We start from the raw sequence: 21,702 nt of genomic DNA, 5'->3' as shown, positions 1-21,702 counted from the left end.
CAAATTTTATCATCACACCCAGTACAATCTGTCTTTCCACAAAGAATGGCACGGTTTATTTTGAATCGATTAGCTATTGGTAACCGGCGGCCATTCCTATATAGTGAGGGACGGCTAACGGACGCGGTGACGTTTAATCGAATCACAATTTTCAATTTTATTGTTTTGGAAATGCAACGCATTCAGCGAAATTTCTACTACATAATCAAAGGGGTTAAGATGGAAAAGAGGAGAAGACCGGATGGAGGATCAAGAAATAGTCGACTTATTCTTACAACGCTCACAACGTGCCATCATGGAGACTAAGAATAAATACGGGGCATACTGCAGAATGATTGCAAGGAACATACTTTCCAATTATTCCGATGTTGAAGAATGTGAGAACGATACCTACTTAGCGGCCTGGGACGCCATACCGCCTCATCTGCCCAGGAAGTTCCCTGTATTTCTAGGGAGGCTTACACGCAACATCGCGCTTGATAAACATGGCTATAATACAGCGAAAAAGCGTAATCGTGAATTTGAAGTCATGCTGACCGAATTGGAGGGATGTTTGGCTTCCCCCCGTACTGTAGAGAAAGAGTATGAAGCGGGTGAACTGGCAAATTTGATTAGTCAATTTTTATATGGCACCGAAGTACGTGCAAGAAATATATTTATTCGAAGGTATTGGTACTCCGATTCCATCGAGGACCTTGCCATGAGATTTAATATGAGCAGTAGTAAAGTGAAGTCCATTTTATTTAGAACAAGAAAAAAACTGAGAGCTTATCTGGACAAAGAGGGGGGTTACCTGTGAAAAGAGAAGAGTTGTTTAGGGAGATCGGATCCATTGATGATCATTTAATTGAGGCAGCCGGGAACTATGAAAAAGTGAAAGGAAAAAGAGGATTTTCGAAAAAGTGGATTGCCGCCTTGGTTGCATTCCTTGTTTTATATAGTTCTACCTCCACGGTTTTATTAGCCACTGAATATTATAAACATCAAAGTAAAGAGCTGTACATTCGATATTTAACGGCGGAAGACATGAAGTTAGAGCCTGCTGAGGAGTACGATGCGGAAAAATTTCTGCGAGCTCTAAAAAGCGACAATGACGAGCATGTGTATATTGCGATTAATAGGCTGGTAGAATGCTTTAATGATCCCAAATTAAGAATAAAAGCGTTAAACGAGCTGAAGCCGTTTGCAGCAAATGACAATCAAAAAATCGCTGATGCGGCTGCCTTCGCCGTCGATGTTCTTTCGAGAAGTTATCAAAGCCCCTATATATATAAATTGTCAGACGGCAGTATGATATTTACGTTGTTTAACCATTATTCGGATTACGGGAGCCAAAATGTATTATGGAGAATAAAAGACAACGTCCTTAAAGTGTATCTAAGTTTTTCAGAACCATCCATGTACATTAAAGAACTTATCCCTTCGCCGGATCGAAAGCTGGTCGCTGTCGTCACCTGTTCGAATAAAAGCGAATTCATTGAAATTGTAAATGTTGAAAAAGGTAGAGTCAGCCCGGAATTAGTTGAATCGGCAAGAGTCAAATTTGGTGCGCAAAACCGTTTAGATACATGGATCCGTCCTGATCATGAAAATTATAGTTTTGCAAATAACATAGAGTGGAAGGACAATGATACGTTGGAGTTTGAGGGCTCCCTTGCCTATCAGGATACGGAGATCATCAAGAATGTTACAGTAGCCTATGAATTCAGTAAAAAGGATATTGAAGTGACCGAGCTTAACCAAGTTAAAAGATGATTGTAAGGAAGCGCCAATGGTAATTGGGGCGAACTGATAAGAGGCCAGATTTATATGGACTCTTCTTTTTTTTTCCTCGGTGTTGAATTCCCTAATTTCTCATGGATGCAATAATAGGAAGGTATTTGCAGCCCCGGTAGCCGGGGCTTTTGAGTGAAAACCTGCAGTCGTAGACAGCGCGGTGAACCATATTATTCGTCTTACAATATCTCATTTTCTTTACTTAGATGGATCACTGACCTTTACAAGCTGTTTCCCTACATTTTTCCCTGCAAATAAATCGAGAAAAGCTTTCGGTGCATTTTCAAAGCCTTCTACAATGGTTTCTTCGTATTTCAGTTTCCCTTCAAATAGCCACTCGGCTAGATGCTGAAGCCCTTCACCAAAACGCTCTTCATAATCCGTGATGAGGAAACCTTTCATTAGAGAACGTGTCTTTAGCAATTTCGGCTGAATACTTGGTCCAAACGCTTCATTCTCAGCATTATAGGATGAAATTGAGCCGCATAATGGTACACGCGCAAAATTATTAAGCAAACTGAGCACTGCATCAGAAATTTTACCGCCAACATTATCAAAATAGACGTCCACTCCATTCGGACAAGCTTCTTCAAGAGCTTTTTGTAAATCATCTGTAGTGTTGTAGTTAATGGCTTTATCAAAGCCAAGTTCATTTTCCAAATATGCAATTTTCTCATCCGTGCCTGCAATGCCTACAACTCTGGCCCCTTTGATTTTTGCGATTTGACCGACGACAGAGCCGACCGCACCTGCAGCACTTGAGACAACAACGGTTTCTCCTTTTTTCGGTTGACCCACATCAAGCAGTCCAAAATAGGCCGTTAATCCCGTTATTCCTAGTACGCTCAAATAAGCGGACAAGGAAACATTGGTGTTATTGATCTTACTAACGGTTTTTGAGTCAACCGTGTTGTAAAGTTGCCAAGGTAGGAAGCCCTGTACCTTATCCCCAACGTTCAATTCCGCTGAGTTGGATTCAATCACTTCACCAATCATGGAACCCGTAATAGGTTCATGTAAAGCAAATGGTTCAATATAAGACTTTCCAGCATTCATTCGCCCTCTCATGTATGGATCTACAGACAAGTAGAGGGTTTTTATAAGCACCTGATCTCTTTCGGGTTTATTGATAGGAATATTTCGAAGTCCAAATGCATCTTCTGTTGGAATACCTTCTGGACGGTTCATTAGAATAATTTGTTGATTTTGAGTGTTCATCATCATTCTCCTTTTTTATCGTTGTTCGCAAGGCCTGGATTCGAAAAATTGTGAATTGTTCGATGATTACTTTGGATTGCTGTCAAAATGCAAACCGAGATGATAAGCTTGTTTCAGCAGCTTTTCATGAATTTCCGGCCTCGAATCCAAGGTGTCATACAATATCTCAACCTTTGAATTCGGGATTCCTGCATAACTAGCCATTCCTATGTTCAGTTGGTGCTGAATCATCTTGTCATACTGTCTTTTCTCAAAGTGCTCGAGTGGAGCGCCTGCGAGACCAAGCCATAATATCCGTTTATGATGCAGCTTATTGGAACCGTATGCAAAACCATTGTTCCATACGCGGTCGATATAGCCCTTTAGCATGGCCGGCAAGCTATACCACCAAACTGGGAAAATATAAGCGAGCGCCTCATGCTTTTTCATTCGCTCCATTTCCTTCTCTACTTCAGGTGAATATGTTTTATGTTCTGCTGTCCAGTCCGGTTCGTCTGCTTCCCACAACACAGGATTAAATCCGCTGCGATGCAGATCCAACACCTCCGTTTCGTGGCCAGCATCCATCAGGCCTTGCGTAAATTGGGCTGCAACAGAAAAAGTCAAGGAATGAACTCTTGGGTGTGATACAACTGTCAATACTTTCATTTTTTCTCCTTTCCATGAACTTTTGGTTCATTTCGTTTAGAGACATGTTGATCGAGAGACGAGAGGATGTCGTAATGCTGGTATGAATGGATTATGTAACATATAATGAATGTTGAAAAGTACGCACTTTTTTGTATCATTTATACAAAAAAGTTATATAGGCACCGAAAAGTACCTTGGCATAAATCTTGACTATCTTGTACAGGAGGTAGGCAATTCCGTGGAGAAACAATCCGTTCGGGCTTATAACATCCCCGCAGAAGCAACGTTGGACATTATAGGGGGGAAGTGGAAATTATTGATTCTGTGTCATTTAAACTGTGGACCCATGAGAACAAGTGAATTAAAGAAGGAAATACCGGAAATTACACAAAAAATGTTAACGCAGCAGCTCCGGGAGTTGAAGGAAGACAATATCATCATTCGAACGGTATACAACCAAGTACCGCCGAAAGTTGTCTATGAAATGAGCGAGTTAGGAAAATCGCTAAAATCGATATTGGACCAATTAAACGATTGGGGCGAGCAATATATCCAAGGACGTGAACCATCCCAACCACTCCGTTGATTAGGAATGACTTCGGTCTAATGGAACATGGTGTTTAGGTAAGAAACGGTGAACCGTACGATAAGTAACGGCAAGTTTGTCGGAAGGTCCCCCAGGTCCAACAAAATAAACTCCCGCCAGAATGGACGGGAGTCCTTACACCTCAAGCACCATTTCGCGGGTGAGTTCTAAAAAAGAAAGACCATCCTGCGAAAGGATGGTCCTGATAGTTGCCGTTACAGACAGCGCGGTGAATTGGATTATACACAGTGAGGAATCGGGAGGAAACGTTCTTTCTAGAAGCTAAATAAAACCGCCGTTAACGCGGAGTGTTTGACCCGTAACCCACTGCGATTCTTCGCTCGCAAGAAAGAGGATCACACCTGCAATGTCTTCGGTTTCCCCGAGACGTCCGAATGCGTTCATGTTGGCAAGCCCCTGGATTTGCTCGGGCGTTTTGCCGACCGTGAAAAGCTCGGTATGAATAGGGCCGGGTGCTACAGCATTAATCGTAATATTTTTCTTTCCAAGCTCTTTGGCCAATTGACGCGTAAATTGTTCGACGGCTCCTTTGGAGCCGGCATACAGACTGTAAGCCGGGAACATTTGACCCGCCACCGAAGTGGAGAAATTGATGATGCGGCCGCCCGGATTCAGATGCTTGGCGGCAAGCTGGCATGAAAAATAGGTCCCTTTGACATTAATCGCGAACAGCTGGTCGTAATCCGCTTCCGTTACATCGCCAATAGGTTTTGTAATGATGATTCCCGCGTTATTCACCACAATATCAAGCTTTCCGAACGTTTCAAGTGTTTCGTGATAGAGTTTCTCCAGCTCGCTCAAGCGGCTGATATCGGCCTGAACCGCTGTCGCTTCTCCGCCGTTTTTTTGAATGTTCCGAACAACCTCTGCCGCCTGATCTGCACGGTTCGCAAAATTGATGACCACCTTTGCGCCATGATGTGCCAAATGTTCGGCTATCGTCTTGCCGATCCCTCTGGACGCACCGGTGATCAAGGCAACTTTACCGGCAAGCTTCTTTTCCATTGCAATGATTTTCCTTTCTGAAAATATTTATAAGAGTGACGTTAAGCAACCGGGTAATCCATAACGACGATTCCTTCAACAAATGGGCCGATGGATTGCAATAAAGCTTGATGCAGGGGGTGCTGAATATATTCCCGGCAAGCCTGTTGATCCTCAAAAGTAACTCGGATCCCCAGCGTAAAACCTTGCATATGCTCTATTTCCTCCGTAACGTTAATCCCGGCGCTAAGATCGATGATCCCTGGAATGTTCCCTTTAAAGTCTTGCGCGCGTTTTACCGCATTTTCTTTTTCCGTATTGGAAACATCGGGCTTAAACTTCAAAAACACAATATGCTCAAACATTTTTCTCCCTCCAAGGTTGCTGATTATTTTTGACTTTGGAACTGCTGCAATAGGGAAATTTCCTTCATCCATTTCACGAAGTTTTCGGCTACGAGATCAAGGTGCTTTATGGTAGCTTCATCCGTCAGCACGCCCATCTCATTAAACTTCTCATGAACAAGGCCGATGTACACCTCATTTCCCGGTAACAGCGGCGAGGAAATGCCGGATGCAAAGAGAATGTCGCGCAGATGACCCTGCGCTTTTACCGATCCCAACAATCCCATGGAAGACCCTACAATCCATGAGGGCTTCCCGATCATGACTCGATCAACGCGGGATAACCAGTCAATCGCATTCGCCATGACGCCGGGAATGGTTGAATTATACTCGGGAGTGACCCATAAAACGGCGTCGGCAGCAGCGACTTTGCCTTTAAAATCGATAACCGGCTGCGGCGGAGCGGACTCCGTATCCTGATCGTAAAAAGGCAGATCCCGAATATTCAATACATCCAATTGAAAAAGATGCTTATAACGGTTTTGAATATAATAGGCTAACTTCAAGTTAAAGGATTCTTTGCGAATGCTCCCGACAATGGCAGCTACTTTCATTTTCATCACCTCATCATATTGGTTAGAATGGATGGATATGAACAGGCTTTAGCCGATCATCACGGTCTCATCCATACTTGCTATTCTCCCTAAGGAGAACATAGACTAGTGTATATGCACCTAACGAGGCTAGGAAGAGATCTGGTTATCGTAGGATCGGGAATCCTACGTTCATCAATGGATAGGAGGCATGGAGATCATGGCGTACAGATTGGACCGTTATGAGGAATTGTCCCGTTTTTTACGCTCACGCCGGGAACGAATGACCCCTAAGCAAGCGGGATTGCCGGAAACCGGACGCAGACGGACACCCGGGCTGCGCCGCAGCGAGGTCGCTCTGTTGGCAGACGTGGGACTGGATTGGTATACCTACTTGGAACAAGGGCGTCATATCAACGTATCCGCCGAGGTTCTTGATCGAATAGCAGAAGTGCTTCGGCTCGATGAATCGGAACGCAGGCATCTGTATTATCTTGCACGTAAGCAGATCCCCTTAGTCGAAACGAATCCAACCTCTAAGGTAACACCTGAGCTTCAACGTTTTTTGGATAGCCAAAATTTGTCCCCGTCAAATGTGATGGATGCACGTATGAACATTATTGCTTGGAATGAGGCCTATTGCGCGTTGAACGGGGATCTCGCGGCTATGTCTGAAAGGGAGCGGAATTTTGTCTGGATGACGTTTACTTCGCCCCGTTTTCGCTACCTCAAGGGAGACCAATGGGAATTGCATGCGCGGCGGGTCGCCGCAAATTTCCATGCGGGGTATGCGCGGCACGTTGACGACCCCTGGTGGTCTGGTCAATTCGAGGCGTTGTGTCAAGCCAGCAGCGAGTTTCGGGAATTTTGGGACTCCCATGAGATTCTCGATGCCATCGATGCTCCCAAAGCGCTGCAGTGTCCGAATCTCGGGATTTTGAATTTTGATTTTGTTTCATTTCAGCATTTGAACGATACAAATTTGACCGTTTCCATTCATGTTCCCCATCAAGACGGGACGGTGGAAAAAATGCAGCAGCTGTTAATTGATTATCGGGGCCGGCAGTCAGAGTCGCTAGAATCTTCTCAAAGAGTTTAGTATGAGGCATCTTTTGTTAGGTATGAATCAAGGCACCCTGCAGAGGATGCCTTTTGACCAAAAGCCAGAAATGGCGGTGCAGGCATAACCACCTAGCACCGCCATTTCTTTTTTCACTTTCATCAAGCTAGCTTTCTCTTCAAGTGAGCAAAACTACTTTAGGGACAGACTCTTTTGGTTTTATTCTGACAACAGCAGGTTTATTCAGAAAATATTCAGAATTGCCACATATAATGTCAAAAGTAGCTACTAAAGTACTAAAACAGACATCATGAGATACAATTCAACAAAATCGAGGCTAGTTGACTAGCCTATAATTTTGAGGAAGGCTAACAAATAGGAAGTTTTACTGCAAATTTTACATATATACACTCGTACGAAAAGAGCAAACCCGCTTGAAAATCGGGGACGCAAAGCTAAAGGGGCTAAAGGAAGCTAAGTGCCTATGCCAGCCAGCTGCCGAATACGACGGGAAACTCCGTCTACTGGCGCTTGCTATTGGATGGAGTTTTTATTTTCTTAGTTATTCTATTGAAGGAGCCCGTTGCTGTAAGGACTGGCCGTAATTCTTATCGTTTTTGTGCCAATTGACTTCTGCAGCTCGTGTGATCCTGACATAGCATTTTTTAAAAAAGTAACAAAAGAGGTGGACAAGGGTAGCTAAAAGAGTGCATTAAAATAACTTCACACAAGAAAGGAATGATCTATTTGCTAAGCAATAACATTAGTTTACGGAAAATAGGGATGATGTTCCTGATTTTTTCTCTTGTCTTCACGGGTATAGGGGCAAGCTTAGGGACTCCGATCAGTTATGCCGCTTCTTCGGAAGTTTATGTAGCCAGTGGCGGCAATGACACCACTGGGGATGGAACTAAAAAGTTTCCGTATGCCACATTGAGCAAGGCCTATTTAGAGATAAATGACGGAGGAACGATATTTCTCTTGGACAATATCACATTATCCGCACAGAATAATTCATTCCTTGAAATTAATCAGGCAAAGAATATTACGATCACCACGGCTGATGGTGTCGTAAATCCTGCTGTAATTAAACGTGGGACCCCAACTGGTGCCCAAAAGGACACACTAATTAATCTCACAGCGGGCGGGCTAACTTTGAAAAATATTATAATTGACGGTAATTCCGATCCTTCCTGGGGAAGAATAGTGAATGTCGATAGGTCGGGAAAACTGTTCATTACAGAAGGTGCTGTTTTACAAAATAATTACTCGAAGTTTCCTGGAAGTGCAGTCTATCTCATGAGTTCTACTGCAGTTGTAGAAATGACTGGTGGGGAAATTAGAGGTAATTCGTATGCGAGTTCAGGTACGGTTTTGATTGGTGGCGGTACTTTCACTATGACCGGTGGTCTGATTACTGATAATATCGGCGGTGGAGTAGATCTGCAAGCAGGGACGTTCAATCTTTCCGGCGATGCAAGCATAACTGGGAATACAATAGTAGAATCAGGCCAACAAAAGGATCGAAACGTTAATCTGCAAGGCAATACGTTTCTTACCCTAAAGGGCGCATTTACCGGAAAAGCAGGTATTACCGCACAAAATCGTATGACTGCAGGTAGTAAGTTTGGACAAGCAATAGCAGGCGACTTGGCGGGGCTGGAAAATCTGATTGCTGATAACTATCCTCTTTTTGCAGTTTATGGCGTGGGTAATGCTCTGTTGTGGCAATCGTTGCCAACGGTAACGCTGGATCAACCATCCGGAGATAAAGTGTTCATTGGAAAGCCGGAGTTTGCGGGTACAGCGACACCGGGAGCAACAGTTAAGGTTAAAATTGATGATAATATTACGCTCACGGCAACCGCAGATGCCAATGGCAACTGGAGTGTAAAGCCGGATACGGATTTGCCAAATGATATATACAATATTGAAATCACAGCTACCAATTACGATAGAACATCAGCGCCAGTATTGAAGACCTTAGAAGTAGACACAACGCCACCGGCGGTAGCGCTTGAACAGCCGTCCGGAGATAAAGTGTTCACTGGAAAGCCGGAGTTTGCGGGTACAGCGACACCGGGAGCAACGGTTAAGGTTAAGATTAATGACAATATTACCCTCACAACTATTGCAGATGCGAATGGCAACTGGAGCGTAAAGCCGGACACGGATTTGCCTGACGACACTTACAATGTTGAAATTACGGCAACCAAAGACGGTAAAACATCGACGCCAGTATCGAAGACCGTAGAAGTAGACACATTAGCGCCAGCGGTGGCGATGGATCAACCGTCCGGAGAAAAAGTGTTTACTGGAAAGCCGGAGTTTGCGGGTACAGCGACACCGGGAGCGACGGTTACGGTTAAAGTTAATGACAATATTACGCTTACAACTACCGCAGACGCGAATGGCAACTGGAGCGTAAAGCCGGATACGGATTTGCCGAATGGCACTTACAATGTTGAAGTAACCGCGACCAAAGACACTAAAACATCAGCGCCAGTATCGAAAACAATAGAAGTAGACACAACGGCACCGACGGTAACGCTAGAACAGCCGAATGGCGACACAGTGTTCACTGGAAAGCCGGAGTTTGCGGGTACAGCAACACCGGGAGCAACGGTTATGGTTAAGATCAATGACAATATTACGCTCACAACTATCGCAGATGCGAATGGCAACTGGAGCGTAAAGCCGGATATGGATTTGCCGAATGGCATTTACAATGTTGAAGTAACCGCGACCAAAGATACTAAAACATCGATGCCAGTACGCAAAGACATTACCATAGAAGCGGTTGACAAGTCCGCCCTAGAAAAGAAAGCGAATGAGATCGACGGCAAGATTATTGCCGGCGAATTGACCGACTCCGACTACACCCAAGCAAGCTGGGACAACTTAAAGCGTGCTCTTGATGAAGCGGAACGCGTACTGAACGATCCGACAGCGACGCAAGAAGAAGTGGATCAGGCGTTGACTGCTCTGGAGCAAGCAGAGAAGGATCTTGTGAAACTGGGCGGGGAACTGGGTGAATTGAATCATGTTGGCCTTACCCAAGACGGCGAGAAGGAGATTACGTTAACCCCAGCATTCGATCCAAACCAATACAAAAACTATAGCGGAACCGTAACGAATGACGTATACGGCATCAGCCTGAATCCAGTGGCGAAATATCCAGACGATACTCAGGTGAGAGTGTTCGTGGAAGGTAAGGAGTATCTTTCCGACGATTGGAATAAGCTACCGCTTATCGAAGGTAAGAACGAGATCAAAGTCGGCGTTTATGACAAAGCCGGTGAGTTGATCAACGAATATACCTATGTCATCGTTCGCGAAAGTGCTGTACCAGCCAACAACAAGCTGGAATCGTTAGTTCCATCTGTAGGGCACCTGTTTCCGGTTTTCGATCCGAATCAGGAATCCTACACGATGAGCGTAGCGAATAGCGTTAATCAACTGCAATTGACGCCAACAGCGCAGGATCCGAACGCGACCATTCAGATTCAAGTAAATAACGGCGAATGGAAAACGGTAACTACCGGTGAGCTTAGCGACTATCTGGCCCTGAATGTTGGTCCAAACGTCATTACAATTAAAGTTACGGATCAAAATGGTAAGGGAAAAACGTATTCTGTGACCGTAACAAGAGCTTCCGGTAACGACAACTCCGGAACAGACAATACACCAACTTCACCGACTCCACCGACGACGGACAACCCTGTGAAACCAGGGAACATCGTAACAACCGATAACGGTTCGAATGTATCGTTTGCTTCGGGTACGGTAAATGGAGACCAGGCGACGGTTACGATCGATAAGGACAAGCTGTCCGGCATTCTGGCGGACGGTAAAGGACATAAACTCGGCATCAGCGTACCGGGTAAGGGCGATGTTGAAGTTCGAGGATTGACGCTTGAAGGCTTGAAAAAGATCACCGATACCGGCTCCAGCCTGGAAATTGAAGATGTGCTGGCGATTTATCCGGTTCCTGCAGGGAAGCTCGATGTGAACGCCATTAGCAAACAGTTTGGCAACGCGCCGCTCAGCGATATTGCCGTTAACATCAAGATCAAACGTTCTGCGGACGATCTGGCTAAGGTTGCCCGCGAGAAGGCAGCTCAAGGCGGTTATGAACTACTTGTGCATCCAGTCGACCTCGATTTGACCTTTAACCATGACGGGAAAACAGATAGAGCGGGACTATTGAATGGTTATGCGCCGAAATACATCGCGCTTCCGGAAGGCGTCGACCCGAACCGCATCACGACAGGCGTTATTGTGAACCCGGACGGCAGCGTATTCCATGTGCCGACGGTCGTAACGAAGATCGATAACCGTTACTTCGCACTCATCAATGATCTGCGCAGCAGCGGAACCTATTCGGTTATCTGGAATCCGCAGGATTTCGACGATGTGCAGTATCATTGGGGCAGAGCTGACGTGAATAATATTGCCGCGAGACTCGACCTGAAAGGCAACGGCGACAACACGTTCTCGCCAAACCGATATGTGACACGCTCCGAATTCGCTGAAATCGTCGTATTGGGTCTGGGTCTGATGCGTCAGGACGCACCGCAAAACATCTACCCTGACGTACCGTCGACGGCATGGTACCGGAATGCTGTAGCGCTCGCGGATGAATTTGATATTGTTCGCGGATATGAGGACGGCAACTTCAAAGGCGGTCAGCAAATCACGAGAGAGCAAGGTTTCGCGATGATTGCCCGCGCGTACCGCTTGATTCAATCCGAAAACGTACCGAGTCAGGAGCAGATCGCTTCTGCATTGGCACCATATGCGGATGGGGCAACAGTAGCTTCTTGGGCTAAAGCAGATGTTGCCCAGCTGATCACTTCGGGAATTATCCAAGGCAACGGACCTGAACTTCTGAGCCCGAAAGCGGAAATGACGCGTGCCGAGGTAACCGCATTGATCGCAAGAATGCTGAAAGTGACCCATCTGATCGATAAGTAAGGAAATATTTAAAAAAACCATTGACGGTACTGGGCCGTCAATGGTTTTTTACTTTGGGAAAGCCATAACAGATAGATTAGGTAATAGTCCTTAACACTTTGTTTGAAAATTCGCTTTTCCTTCCAAGACTGCACTCAAAAATTTCTTCGACTTTTCCAATCGCTTCTGGATATCGTCAATTTGATTGATTTTTTGTCCAACAATGTTCTTCTTTTCTTCGTATGATAAGTTGAGTTGTTGATTGACAAGCAAACTTAATTCTTCTATAGAAAGGTCCGCGGATAAAAGTGCCTTCACATCCTCTAAAAACTCAACAATCTCTTCAGAATAGATACGATAATTATTTTCATCTCTTTTAACGAATCCGTCCGGGATTAATTTTTTTCGTTCATAGAATCTCAATGTTGATATGGGCAGACCCGTTCGTTTGGAAACATCATTTATTTTCATCAGATGACCTCTTTATTTCTTGCTATGAACCTAGGTTCACAGTTCATAATACGTTTATGATAACGAACGACATATACAATGTCAAAAAAAATCTCACGTTATCCAAAGGAGAAGATTCTATGTTTAACAATATTCAAAATAACGATTTCGCCAATATAGTTAAGGGACGGCGTTCTGTCCGAAAGTATGATGAGAACGTTAAAATATCGAAAGAAGAGATGAGCGAAATGATTTCGGAAGCCAGTTTGGCTCCATCCTCTGCAAATATGCAGCCTTGGCGTGTCGTTGTGGTTGATACTCCGGAAGGAAAAGAAAAACTAAGACCGCTTGTGCGCTTCAACACGTTGCAAAATGACACTTCATCAGCCATGTTATTAATTTTTGGGGATACTCAAAGTTACTTCTATGCTGAAGAAATTTACAATATGGCTGTGGAACAAGGGAAAATGCCGGCTGAAGTACGGGATCGTCAACTCGAAACCATTCTATCGATGTATCCGGCTTTATCAAAAGAATTGAAAATTGAAGTTGCAAAAGTCGATAGCAGCCTCTTCGCCATGCAGTTCATGTTAGTAGCTCGCGCACATGGCTATGATACGAATCCAATGGGTGGCTTTGAAGTTGATCGGTTAGCTAGAGCATTTGATTTAGATGAAGAACGCTATGCTCCAGTCATGATTATTTCAATAGGAAAAGCCAAAGAAGAAGGATATGAGTCGGTCCGATTAGGTTCTGACAAAATTACATTTTGGAAATGAACATTTAAGGTGTGCTTTTCGCCGATAGTCCTGTTAAGTTGAACCCTATCACAAGTAACTGCAAGTTCTGATCCATCTTAATGCAAACCCGGAATACTTATGCCAAAATAAGATAAAAAGGATGGGTGTGAGTAGGCAGTGAAAACAATAGGACTTATAGGCGGCATGAGTTGGGAATCATCCATGCTCTATTACCAAATCATCAATGAACGGGTAAAAGAAAGGAAAGGTGGACACCACTCGGCAAAAAGTCTGATGTATTCCGTGGATTTTCAAGAAGTCAAAGATCTGCAGCATCAAGGGAAATGGGCGGAGGCTGCGAAGGTCATGATTGAATCGGCACAAAAGCTTGAAGCAGGCGGGGCCGATGTCATCGTCATATGCACGAATACGATGCACAAGATGGCGCCCGAAGTGATGAATTCGGTATCGATTCCTTTACTTCATATTGCAGATGCAACAGCCAATAAAATTGTGAGCGATAAAATAAAGAAGGTGGGTTTGTTAGGGACCGCCTTTACGATGGAGCAGGAATTTTACAAAGGCAGACTTATCAATCAATTCGGACTTGAGGTCGTTGTTCCGGATGAAGCAGATCGGGCGGTCGTTCACGATATCATTTATCACGAGCTTTGTCTGGGAATTATAAATGAACATTCAAAGAAAAGATATCTCGACATCATTGACAGTCTTATCCGTAATGGGGCGGAAGCCGTTATTCTCGGATGTACGGAAATCACGCTGCTCATCTCACAGGAAGACTGTAATATCCCGATTTATGATACGACACGGCTTCATGCCGAGGCTGCTGTTGATTTTGCGTTAGGTGACGAGGAGTAAAAATGAAAGCTGCTCTGGAAATACTAACCAATCTATGATATAGTGGATAAAACCCATAGGCATTCCACTCCTCGGAGTGGGGTGCCTTCGTCTGTATTTGCGGGTTTTTTACATTTAATGTATGGCTATCGATCTGAAAGGATGGAGGTCCGGATGCTATGTTTCTCTATTGATCCCCGTTCAGGGGAGGTTCGACGGCTGCTGTTAAGGCGCTAAGATCACTCATGTAAAGGAGAGGTAGAGCATGGCTGCATGTATTCATACAGAAAGACGTCCGCGATTAAATTCTTCAGGACTACGCAATTTACGTCAAGAGGGGCGTTTGCCGGGGGTTGTGTTCGGTAAAAACGCAGATAATGAACCCATTCATATTTCCACTAAACAATTTGAAAAATGGCTAAAGCAAGGGGCGTCCGGCTTTATTGAGCTGCAGATGGAGGGTGGCCGATCAATGACGGTGCTGCTGGAGGATCTTCAGCGGAACCCGGTAACCCGCGCGCTTGTGCACGTCGACTTTCAGCTCGTTCAGACGGGTGGGGTCATTCGTACGAAGCTCGGGGTGAAATTCGTAGGTACTCCAATCGGAACGAAGTCGGGCGGAGTTGTGCAAATCCAGGATCCGTATGTTGAAGTAGAGGCTTTGCCGAAAGACCTGCCAACTTCCGTTGAGCTGGACATCAGCGCGATGGACATCGGGGATACATGCTTCGTGAAAGACCTAACCCTACCGCCTGAAGTGACAGTCATCTCTGGGGATAACGAGCTTCTCGTATCCGTGTCGAAGCCTTAATGATCTAAAGGCTGTTCCGTTGTAAAGTATCCTAAACAGCCAGACACCATATGTATTGAGCAGTTTATTTGAAATGAGCCCGGTAATTTATACCGGACTCATTTTCATTTACAGGGACCTTTATAGCGGATGTCTCTAACATCACATAGATATCATATCGGCTTAAAAACGACAGATGGCAACAAATACAGCTAATGCGAAGAAGACAATGTTCACGCCGATATCCCGGTACTCCTTGCGTTTAATATGGAATAAGGCGCCCAAAAGAACGACGACGGCAAGTCCGGTTGCGGCAATGGGCGTTAATACAGGCGCAATATCCAACGCTTGAGGCAGAATAACTCCCAATGCCCCGACCAATTCGGCTAACCCGATAAAAACGACGAATCCTTTGGAAACATCTTTTACCCAACCCCATGACTTTTTGGCTTTTTCATATTGAAATGCCTTCAGCCACCCCGAGTAGACAAAACCTAAGGCTACAAGCCCTTGAATGATCCATATTACAAAATTCATGAACGGTGCCAACCTCCTGATTGCTTTTTCGATATCCTCTGAAGGTATAATAGATCATGGTATTCGACTTCGGAAGTAGGCACTTTATCTAAACATAGTAAACAAAAAGTTACCTTGCAAAGCAAAAGGGAAGTGGGGGGTTCAATGAAAGAGTATTGCAAATTCGAATCGGCACTGGATATTTTAGTGGGGAAGTGGAAGCCCGTCATTCTGCTTCAGCTGATTTCAAACGGTACAATGAGGTTCAGCGAGCTTCAAAAAGCGATACCGAATATAAACAAAAAGATGCTCACCCAACAATTAAGGGAACTTGAGTATAACGATATTGTACATCGCGAGGTTTATAACCAAATCCCTCCGAAAGTAGAATATTCGATTTCGGATTACGGTAAAGGTTTAAGTGTGGTATTACAGGCATTAAACGATTGGGGAGCGGCACATATCGAGCACATGAATATGCTTTACGGAGCAGATCGTCCAGGGGATACATCTAAGTGAACCGCGTCATAATTAACGGAGAAAATGCAAAAAGCCTTAACCCTGATGACAGGGCTAAGGCTTTGTTATTCATTAAGCGAGTCTTATCTTAAAATCCTGATAGCCGAACTCGCGCACGACGCGGCAATTGCCGTCTTTCTCCTGCACGGCGATGGCCGGCAGCGGCATGCCGTTGAAGGTGTTCGTTTTGACCATGGAGTAGATCGCCATGTCTTCGAACACCAATCTGTCGCCGCTCTTCAGGGGGTGATCGAAGGAATAGTCTCCGATGACGTCGCCCGTAAGGCAGGTCGGACCGCCAAGGCGATAAGTGTACGGTTTCTCCCCGGCTTCGCCCGAACCGATCAGCGGCGGACGATAAGGCATTTCCAGAACATCCGGCATGTGACAGGTCGCCGACGTGTCCACGATCGCGATCTCGATGCCGTTGCGATGGATATCCAGGACCGAAGTAACCATATAGCCCGCATTCAGTGCAATGGCTTCTCCCGGTTCGAGATAAACTTCCAAACCGTATTTCTCCTGCATTCTCTTAATGCATGCTTCCAATCTCGGGATATCATAATCTTCCCGCGTGATATGGTGACCGCCGCCGAAATTGATCCATTCCATTTGCGGCAGCCATGGCCGGAACTTGTCTTCGACCGCGTTCAGCGTGGTCTCCAAATCATCCGAGTTCTGCTGGCACAGGGTATGGAAGTGCAATCCCGTCACGCCTTCAAGCAGTTCCGGCTGAAAATCCTCTTGCTTTACGCCAAATCTAGAACCCGGCGAACAAGGATCGTAAATTTCATGCCCCACTTGCGTCGAACATTCCGGGTTGATGCGAAGACCTACCTTTTTGCCGGCTGCAAGAGCTTTCCCTTTAAACTTTTCCAGCTGGGAAAAGGAATTGAAGATGATATGGTCGCAAATGGATACAATCTCGTCGATTTCATCTTCACGGTAGGCAGGGGCAAAGACGTGGTTTTCTTTGCCCATTTCCTCGTGGCCCAGCCGTGCTTCGAATAAACCGCTCGCGGTCGTGCCGCTTAAATATTGTCCGATGAGCGGGTACATTTCGGTCATGGAAAAAGCTTTTTGCGCCAGCACGATTTTGGCTCCCGTACGCTGCATGACGCCGTTCAAAATTTTCAGGTTTTTTTCGATGAGCGCTTCATCGACGACGAAACAAGGTGTCGGCAATTCCTCGAACCGCATATTAACGAACGAGCTCCGGTTCTTTCGTTTCTTCAGGCAAGGCGTCTACCAGCACCGGATTGAAGTCTTCAACCCATGGGAGTCCCCATTTGTTCAGCTCTTCCATGAATGGATCCGGATCGAACTCTTCGACGTTGTATACGCCCGGTTTGTTCCATTTGCCGGTGAGGACCATCGCCGCGCCGATCATGGCAGGAACGCCGGTCGTGTAAGAGATGGCTTGGGAGCCCACTTCTTTGTAGCACTCTTGATGGTCGCAAACGTTGTAGACATAATACGTTTTGTCTTGGCCGTCTTTTTTCCCTTTGAAGATGCAGCCGATGTTCGTTTTGCCTACCGTCCGAGGACCGAGGGAAGCCGGGTCCGGAAGCACAGCCTTCAGGAATTGAAGCGGAATGATTTGTTTGCCTTCGAATTCGATCGGTTCGATGGAGGTCATTCCTACGTTTTCAAGCGCCTTCAAGTGCATGAGATAGCTTTGGCCGAACGTCATGAAGAAACGGATGCGTTTCAGTCCAGGGATGTTTTGCGCAAGAGACTCGAGCTCCTCGTGGTACAGCAGGTACATGTCCTTTTTGCCGACTTCGGCGAAGTTGTACTCGCGTTTGATTTCCATCGGTTTCGTTTCGATCCATTCCCCGTTTTCCCAGTAGCGGCCGTTGGCGGACACTTCACGGATATTGATTTCCGGGTTGAAGTTGGTTGCGAAAGGATAGCCATGATCCCCGCCGTTGCAATCCAAAATATCGATATATTCAATTTCGTCAAAATAGTGTTTCAATGCATAAGCGGAGAATACGCCGGTGACGCCTGGGTCGAATCCGCTGCCCAGAAGTGCCGTAATTCCTGCTTTTTCAAAGCGTTCCCGGTACTCCCATTGCCATTTGTATTCGAATTTCGCCGTATCTTCCGGCTCATAGTTTGCCGTGTCCATATAGTGCGTTTTGGTAGCCAGGCAAGCATCCATGATCGTCAAATCTTGGTAAGGCAGAGCCAGGTTCATGACGATATCCGGTTTAACTTCGTTAATCAGAGCGATCAGCTCGTCTACGTTGTTGGCATCGACCTGAGCCGTCGTAATTTTGGTTTTGCCGCCGTCCAATTTGGCTTTCAGTTCGTCGCATTTGGACTTCGTGCGGCTGGCGATGCAGATTTCCTCGAAGACCTCGCTGTTTTGAACGCATTTATGAACTGCTACAGATGCTACGCCGCCGGCGCCAATGATTAGTGCTTTTCCCATTTCTCAATCTCCTCACCAAAATAAAATTTTCTGTAAAACGGCACAAAAAAAGCAAGCGAAACACGCACCCATGCGCATCACACTTGCTTGATATAGTCAAATAATAAGATAGTTCCATTAAGCATGACAGGACAAACCTCTAGCGCGCTCGCCAGTCAGCCATAAAACGCATCGTTTTCATGGAAGGCTCTTAATATTCAAATATATTACCTAGGATCAGAGTCTATATAGCAAATAATTACTTTTACCACTCTTATTGACCGTTTCACAAGTTGTGTGCGTATGCACTGGTTATAAAGTTACCAACTTATAAAATTTGAGCTTTTAACTCAATCAATAAGGCAACGAAAGTTGCCAATCGGCATTTGACCCGGCTGTCCGTATGGCCTTAACTACCCGAAGGAAGTGGTCAAAGATTATCTGCTTGGAAAGATCCTACATATATCGAATATTCGCTTTCCAAAAATTATGCTTCTCCATAATAGCAGGATAGGCAGTATTGAGCAAGAGGAAATTTGAAACAAGCGTTTTTGGCGGTGTCGAAAACCAATGAGGTATCCGATTTAAAGGCATTCAACATGCCGTAGCAGTCTTTTGTCGGTATTTCCGTTAAGCTGGACCGTACCATAAGTGTCGGCGAAAGATTCTCTTGAGAAAGTAACCTTACACCTGATAATACGATCAACCGGAATGGTCCAATGAAACGGAGAAGACGACACGTAGCATGGTATGCGCTTGAGTTGCTCTCTGTGCGTTAATCCCCCAAACTTCTATCCCAATTTTTTTTCGCGCCGATGTCTTGCTTCGCCTTTCTCCAGCGCTTTATCGGCTGGTTTTTGCGGGAGGATGGAATCATTCGCACATAGCTTGGAGATTGCAGCATTTCGGCATCATCCTGATAATCCTTTGGCTCTATTTTTTTGGATTCATCCAAAAATACCTGACCGTTCATATCTACCAATTCTGCATAAAATGCAAAACGCTCTTGCAAAAAAACGCCCATTTGGATACATTACGGGGAATGGTAACCTGCGACCTATTATTTTTTGATGTTCCTCGTGAAGAAGGGGAATAGAAGGACATGATGCATAGTGTATCTAATTTGTAACGAACAATAGGAACAGAGACTGGGGGTTTTGAAGATGAACCATCTGCTTCTGGCAGACGATGATCCAAATATTAGAGCGCTGGTGCGTTACGTCATGACCCGCGAAGGATATCGCGTGCATGAAGCTCAAGACGGGTCCGAGGCGGTAAAGGTTATGGAACGCTCGCCGATCGATATTGCGATCATTGATGTGATGATGCCGCATATGGACGGGTTTGAGCTGTGTGAGCATATTCGGCAGCAATACGATATCCCGATTATTTTGCTGACGGCCAAAGACCAGTTGTCCGATAAAGAACAAGGCTATTTAAGAGGGACGGATGACTATGTGACCAAACCTTTCGAGCCCGAAGAGCTGCTCTTCCGGGTCAAGGCGCTGTTCCGCCGCTATAACCGGCCAGCGGATGACATCATTCGGATGCATCGTATTACCATTGACCGCAAAAACGTTGAAGTGACCGACGGCCAATCTCTTATTTTACTGCCGATGAAAGAGTTTGAGTTGCTGGCTCAGCTGGCGCAATACCCGGGGCGTCTATTTTCCCGCGAAGAGTTGATCCGTCTCGTATGGGGCCAGGATTATGAAGGAGACGACAATACGGTTAATGTGCATATCAACAGGCTGCGCCAGCGTTTTGCCGATTACGCGGACGATTTTGTTATTCAAACGGTTCGCGGCATCGGCTACAAAATTGTGGTGAGGGACAAATGAAGAGTCTGTACTATCGCGTGTTTCTGATCACATTAGCCGTCATCTTCGCCAGCAGCGTGCTGGGGTTGCTTGGTTCAAATATTTACTACCATATGAAGCTCAAACCTTATAACGATAAGAAGCTTGTTTCCATTGCCGAGCAGATGAAGGACTTTATTGAATTCAATCCTGACGGTATGGAGCGATATCTTCGCAATGCAGCCTCGTTAGGGTACGAAATCTATGTGACGGATGGGCAAGAGGAATCGCATTTTTATGGGGGGGCCTTCCGTGAACAGGATCTAGACAAACAAGACATCCGGTTCGTCCTTAGCGGAGGCATCTATCACGGTGTTGCGCAGTTTCCGAACAAGCCGTTCATTACCGGCTTCTTTGAAAACCGTTTAAGCAATACGGTAGGCGTGTCCATCCAAACATCCGGGAAGGCCTATGCCTTGTTCATGCGGCCGGATGTACTGCTGCAGTTCGGGGAGCTTCGTACCTTCTTTGCACTGGTCTTATCGCTGACCATCATCATTAGCATATTATTTTTCTTGATTAGCACTCGTTATATCGTCAAGCCGATTACGCGGTTAACCGAAGCGACCAAACGCCTTGCGCAAGGGAACTACAATCTTCGGTTAAAAACCGGAAGACGCGATGAAATCGGTCAGCTCGCCGAGCATTTTATGACGATGGGCCGGGAACTGGAGCGGGTCGATCTGGCACGCCAACAGTTTGTATCGAATGTATCGCATGAAATCCAATCGCCGCTCACCTCCATCCAAGGATTTGCCAAAGTATTGGCGCAAGGGGATTTGCCGAAAGAGGAACGTTTGCAATATGCCTCGATTATTGAAACTGAAAGCCGCCACCTCTCGATGCTAAGCAAACAACTTTTGCTGCTCTCTACGCTGGAACAAGGAGAAGAGGCGCTGAACAAGAAGCGCTTTTACCTGCGCGGCCATATCCGTCAAGCCGTCGAGATGCTGCAATGGCAGCTGGAAGAGAAAGATTTGCTGCTTAAACTATCGGTTCCGGAGTCTATTTCGGTTCAGGGAGACGAAGTGCTGCTGATGCAAGTGTGGACAAACTTGCTGAGCAATGCCGCAAGCCATATTCCGTCAGGCCGAAGCATTGAAGTGTATGCGGAGGAAATGCAGTCCCATATCCGCGTCGTCATTTCGGATACTGGCGAAGGGATTGCTCCCGAGCATTTGCCCTTTCTATTCGACCGTTTCTACCGTGTCGATCGCGCACGGGAACGTGCTTCGGGCCGAACGGGTTTGGGGCTTGCCATCGTGAAAAGGATCGTGCAGCTGCACGAGGGAAATATTGAAGTGAGCAGCTCGGTAGGGGTTGGCACAAGATTTATTGTAACGCTTCCCAAATTGTAATTTGTTATTTATGCGCCGTTTATAT

The 21,702-nt window shown here is 45.7% G+C and carries 21 protein-coding genes and 1 riboswitch; of the genes, 11 read left to right on the top strand and 10 right to left on the bottom strand.

Annotated elements, in window-relative coordinates; all coding sequences use genetic code 11:
* The first annotated feature begins 241 nt into the window (after window positions 1-241).
* Together RJP21_RS08630 and RJP21_RS08625 are read left to right on the top strand one after the other, a co-directional pair.
* On the top strand, window positions 242-799 hold the full coding sequence (locus RJP21_RS08630; RefSeq protein WP_310858928.1) for an RNA polymerase sigma factor: 558 nt from the start codon (window positions 242-244) through the stop codon (window positions 797-799).
* Window positions 796-1,755 carry a hypothetical protein gene (locus RJP21_RS08625; protein ID WP_310858927.1) on the top strand — a complete coding sequence of 320 codons (960 nt, stop codon included), beginning with the start codon at window positions 796-798 and terminating at the stop codon, window positions 1,753-1,755. The genes RJP21_RS08630 and RJP21_RS08625 overlap by 4 nt, the downstream gene beginning before the upstream one ends.
* A gap of 219 nt (window positions 1,756-1,974) precedes the next feature.
* Here the strand turns inward: RJP21_RS08625 and RJP21_RS08620 are convergent, their stop codons facing one another.
* Together RJP21_RS08620 and RJP21_RS08615 are read right to left on the bottom strand one after the other, a co-directional pair.
* Window positions 1,975-2,994: an NADP-dependent oxidoreductase gene (locus RJP21_RS08620; RefSeq protein ID WP_310858926.1), complete on the bottom strand. Its 1,020-nt coding sequence runs from the start codon at window positions 2,992-2,994 to the stop codon at window positions 1,975-1,977.
* Window positions 2,995-3,060: 66 nt separating this feature from the next.
* The gene (locus RJP21_RS08615) at window positions 3,061-3,642 is read right to left on the bottom strand and encodes an NAD(P)H oxidoreductase (protein WP_310858925.1); all 582 of its coding nucleotides are present in this window, start codon (window positions 3,640-3,642) and stop codon (window positions 3,061-3,063) included.
* Window positions 3,643-3,862: 220 nt separating this feature from the next.
* On the opposite strand from RJP21_RS08615, the gene RJP21_RS08610 reads away from it, so the two are divergent.
* Window positions 3,863-4,210, top strand: coding sequence for a winged helix-turn-helix transcriptional regulator (locus RJP21_RS08610; RefSeq protein WP_310858924.1), 348 nt, complete (start codon window positions 3,863-3,865; stop codon window positions 4,208-4,210).
* A 282-nt stretch (window positions 4,211-4,492) separates the two neighbouring features.
* Here RJP21_RS08610 and RJP21_RS08605 read toward each other — a convergent pair whose 3' ends face one another.
* From RJP21_RS08605 to RJP21_RS08595, 3 genes are read right to left on the bottom strand one after another with little or no spacing between them, the layout of a single operon-like run.
* Entirely contained in the window at window positions 4,493-5,236 is a 744-nt protein-coding gene (locus RJP21_RS08605) for an SDR family oxidoreductase (protein WP_310858923.1), read from the bottom strand.
* 41 nt (window positions 5,237-5,277) lie between these two features.
* Window positions 5,278-5,580, bottom strand: coding sequence for a Dabb family protein (locus RJP21_RS08600; RefSeq protein ID WP_310858922.1), 303 nt, complete (start codon window positions 5,578-5,580; stop codon window positions 5,278-5,280).
* A gap of 23 nt (window positions 5,581-5,603) precedes the next feature.
* Window positions 5,604-6,173, bottom strand: a complete 570-nt coding sequence (locus RJP21_RS08595; protein WP_310858921.1) for an NADPH-dependent FMN reductase — start codon at window positions 6,171-6,173, stop codon at window positions 5,604-5,606.
* A gap of 199 nt (window positions 6,174-6,372) precedes the next feature.
* On the opposite strand from RJP21_RS08595, the gene RJP21_RS08590 reads away from it, so the two are divergent.
* Both RJP21_RS08590 and RJP21_RS08585 read left to right on the top strand, forming a co-directional pair.
* Complete coding sequence (locus RJP21_RS08590; RefSeq protein ID WP_310858920.1) at window positions 6,373-7,251, top strand: helix-turn-helix transcriptional regulator; 879 nt, start codon at window positions 6,373-6,375, stop codon at window positions 7,249-7,251.
* A gap of 374 nt (window positions 7,252-7,625) precedes the next feature.
* Window positions 7,626-7,715: riboswitch (cyclic di-GMP riboswitch) on the top strand.
* Window positions 7,716-7,995: 280 nt separating this feature from the next.
* Complete coding sequence (locus RJP21_RS08585) at window positions 7,996-12,189, top strand: Ig-like domain-containing protein (protein WP_310858919.1); 4,194 nt, start codon at window positions 7,996-7,998, stop codon at window positions 12,187-12,189.
* A 90-nt stretch (window positions 12,190-12,279) separates the two neighbouring features.
* Here RJP21_RS08585 and RJP21_RS08580 read toward each other — a convergent pair whose 3' ends face one another.
* Window positions 12,280-12,639, bottom strand: coding sequence for a MerR family transcriptional regulator (locus RJP21_RS08580; RefSeq protein ID WP_310858918.1), 360 nt, complete (start codon window positions 12,637-12,639; stop codon window positions 12,280-12,282).
* Window positions 12,640-12,758: 119 nt separating this feature from the next.
* Here RJP21_RS08580 and RJP21_RS08575 point away from each other — a divergent pair, with 119 nt between their 5' ends.
* From RJP21_RS08575 to RJP21_RS08565, 3 genes are all read left to right on the top strand, one after another.
* The gene (locus RJP21_RS08575; protein ID WP_310858917.1) at window positions 12,759-13,397 is read left to right on the top strand and encodes a nitroreductase family protein; all 639 of its coding nucleotides are present in this window, start codon (window positions 12,759-12,761) and stop codon (window positions 13,395-13,397) included.
* Window positions 13,398-13,535: 138 nt separating this feature from the next.
* Window positions 13,536-14,237 (top strand): aspartate/glutamate racemase family protein, encoded by a 702-nt coding sequence (locus tag RJP21_RS08570; protein WP_310858916.1) that lies wholly within the window; start codon window positions 13,536-13,538, stop codon window positions 14,235-14,237.
* A gap of 244 nt (window positions 14,238-14,481) precedes the next feature.
* Window positions 14,482-15,027, top strand: coding sequence for a 50S ribosomal protein L25 (locus RJP21_RS08565; protein WP_310858915.1), 546 nt, complete (start codon window positions 14,482-14,484; stop codon window positions 15,025-15,027).
* A gap of 162 nt (window positions 15,028-15,189) precedes the next feature.
* Here RJP21_RS08565 and RJP21_RS08560 read toward each other — a convergent pair whose 3' ends face one another.
* Entirely contained in the window at window positions 15,190-15,543 is a 354-nt protein-coding gene (locus tag RJP21_RS08560; protein ID WP_310858914.1) for a DoxX family protein, read from the bottom strand.
* 144 nt (window positions 15,544-15,687) lie between these two features.
* On the opposite strand from RJP21_RS08560, the gene RJP21_RS08555 reads away from it, so the two are divergent.
* Window positions 15,688-16,041 carry a winged helix-turn-helix transcriptional regulator gene (locus RJP21_RS08555; protein ID WP_310858913.1) on the top strand — a complete coding sequence of 118 codons (354 nt, stop codon included), beginning with the start codon at window positions 15,688-15,690 and terminating at the stop codon, window positions 16,039-16,041.
* 72 nt (window positions 16,042-16,113) lie between these two features.
* On the opposite strand, the gene nspC is transcribed toward RJP21_RS08555, so the two are convergent.
* The 3 genes from nspC to RJP21_RS08540 form a co-directional block, all read right to left on the bottom strand.
* Window positions 16,114-17,241 (bottom strand): carboxynorspermidine decarboxylase, encoded by a 1,128-nt coding sequence (nspC, locus tag RJP21_RS08550; RefSeq protein ID WP_310858912.1) that lies wholly within the window; start codon window positions 17,239-17,241, stop codon window positions 16,114-16,116.
* A gap of 1 nt (window position 17,242) precedes the next feature.
* The gene (locus RJP21_RS08545; protein ID WP_160042976.1) at window positions 17,243-18,481 is read right to left on the bottom strand and encodes a saccharopine dehydrogenase family protein; all 1,239 of its coding nucleotides are present in this window, start codon (window positions 18,479-18,481) and stop codon (window positions 17,243-17,245) included.
* 754 nt (window positions 18,482-19,235) lie between these two features.
* On the bottom strand, window positions 19,236-19,484 hold the full coding sequence (locus RJP21_RS08540) for a hypothetical protein (RefSeq protein WP_310858911.1): 249 nt from the start codon (window positions 19,482-19,484) through the stop codon (window positions 19,236-19,238).
* 133 nt (window positions 19,485-19,617) lie between these two features.
* Between RJP21_RS08540 and RJP21_RS08535 the strand changes: the two genes are divergently transcribed.
* The gene (locus RJP21_RS08535; protein ID WP_310858910.1) at window positions 19,618-20,301 is read left to right on the top strand and encodes a response regulator transcription factor; all 684 of its coding nucleotides are present in this window, start codon (window positions 19,618-19,620) and stop codon (window positions 20,299-20,301) included.
* Window positions 20,298-21,677, top strand: coding sequence for a sensor histidine kinase (locus tag RJP21_RS08530; RefSeq protein ID WP_310858909.1), 1,380 nt, complete (start codon window positions 20,298-20,300; stop codon window positions 21,675-21,677). The genes RJP21_RS08535 and RJP21_RS08530 overlap by 4 nt, the downstream gene beginning before the upstream one ends.
* Window positions 21,678-21,702: the final 25 nt, after the last annotated feature.

Origin of the sequence: Paenibacillus sp. VCA1 (genome assembly GCF_031583795.1) — a bacterium.
Classification (GTDB): domain Bacteria; phylum Bacillota; class Bacilli; order Paenibacillales; family Paenibacillaceae; genus Paenibacillus_AQ; species Paenibacillus_AQ albilobatus.
This window is presented reverse-complemented; position numbering and strand designations above follow the sequence as displayed.

What these genes read in the sequence shown, in the direction of transcription:
- RJP21_RS08600 (WP_310858922.1), bottom strand. Translation starts at nt 5,580, where the DNA reads ATGTTTGAGCATATTGTGTTTTTGAAGTTTAAGCCCGATGTTTCCAAT.
- RJP21_RS08630 (WP_310858928.1), top strand. Translation starts at nt 242, where the DNA reads ATGGAGGATCAAGAAATAGTCGACTTATTCTTACAACGCTCACAACGT.
- RJP21_RS08595 (WP_310858921.1), bottom strand. Translation starts at nt 6,173, where the DNA reads ATGAAAGTAGCTGCCATTGTCGGGAGCATTCGCAAAGAATCCTTTAAC.
- RJP21_RS08620 (WP_310858926.1), bottom strand. Translation starts at nt 2,994, where the DNA reads ATGAACACTCAAAATCAACAAATTATTCTAATGAACCGTCCAGAAGGT.
- RJP21_RS08585 (WP_310858919.1), top strand. Translation starts at nt 7,996, where the DNA reads ATGATGTTCCTGATTTTTTCTCTTGTCTTCACGGGTATAGGGGCAAGC.
- RJP21_RS08565 (WP_310858915.1), top strand. Translation starts at nt 14,482, where the DNA reads ATGGCTGCATGTATTCATACAGAAAGACGTCCGCGATTAAATTCTTCA.
- RJP21_RS08560 (WP_310858914.1), bottom strand. Translation starts at nt 15,543, where the DNA reads ATGAATTTTGTAATATGGATCATTCAAGGGCTTGTAGCCTTAGGTTTT.
- RJP21_RS08545 (WP_160042976.1), bottom strand. Translation starts at nt 18,481, where the DNA reads ATGGGAAAAGCACTAATCATTGGCGCCGGCGGCGTAGCATCTGTAGCA.
- RJP21_RS08540 (WP_310858911.1), bottom strand. Translation starts at nt 19,484, where the DNA reads ATGGGCGTTTTTTTGCAAGAGCGTTTTGCATTTTATGCAGAATTGGTA.
- RJP21_RS08615 (WP_310858925.1), bottom strand. Translation starts at nt 3,642, where the DNA reads ATGAAAGTATTGACAGTTGTATCACACCCAAGAGTTCATTCCTTGACT.
- RJP21_RS08530 (WP_310858909.1), top strand. Translation starts at nt 20,298, where the DNA reads ATGAAGAGTCTGTACTATCGCGTGTTTCTGATCACATTAGCCGTCATC.
- RJP21_RS08605 (WP_310858923.1), bottom strand. Translation starts at nt 5,236, where the DNA reads ATGGAAAAGAAGCTTGCCGGTAAAGTTGCCTTGATCACCGGTGCGTCC.
- nspC (WP_310858912.1), bottom strand. Translation starts at nt 17,241, where the DNA reads ATGCGGTTCGAGGAATTGCCGACACCTTGTTTCGTCGTCGATGAAGCG.
- RJP21_RS08575 (WP_310858917.1), top strand. Translation starts at nt 12,759, where the DNA reads ATGTTTAACAATATTCAAAATAACGATTTCGCCAATATAGTTAAGGGA.
- RJP21_RS08555 (WP_310858913.1), top strand. Translation starts at nt 15,688, where the DNA reads ATGAAAGAGTATTGCAAATTCGAATCGGCACTGGATATTTTAGTGGGG.
- RJP21_RS08590 (WP_310858920.1), top strand. Translation starts at nt 6,373, where the DNA reads ATGGCGTACAGATTGGACCGTTATGAGGAATTGTCCCGTTTTTTACGC.
- RJP21_RS08580 (WP_310858918.1), bottom strand. Translation starts at nt 12,639, where the DNA reads ATGAAAATAAATGATGTTTCCAAACGAACGGGTCTGCCCATATCAACA.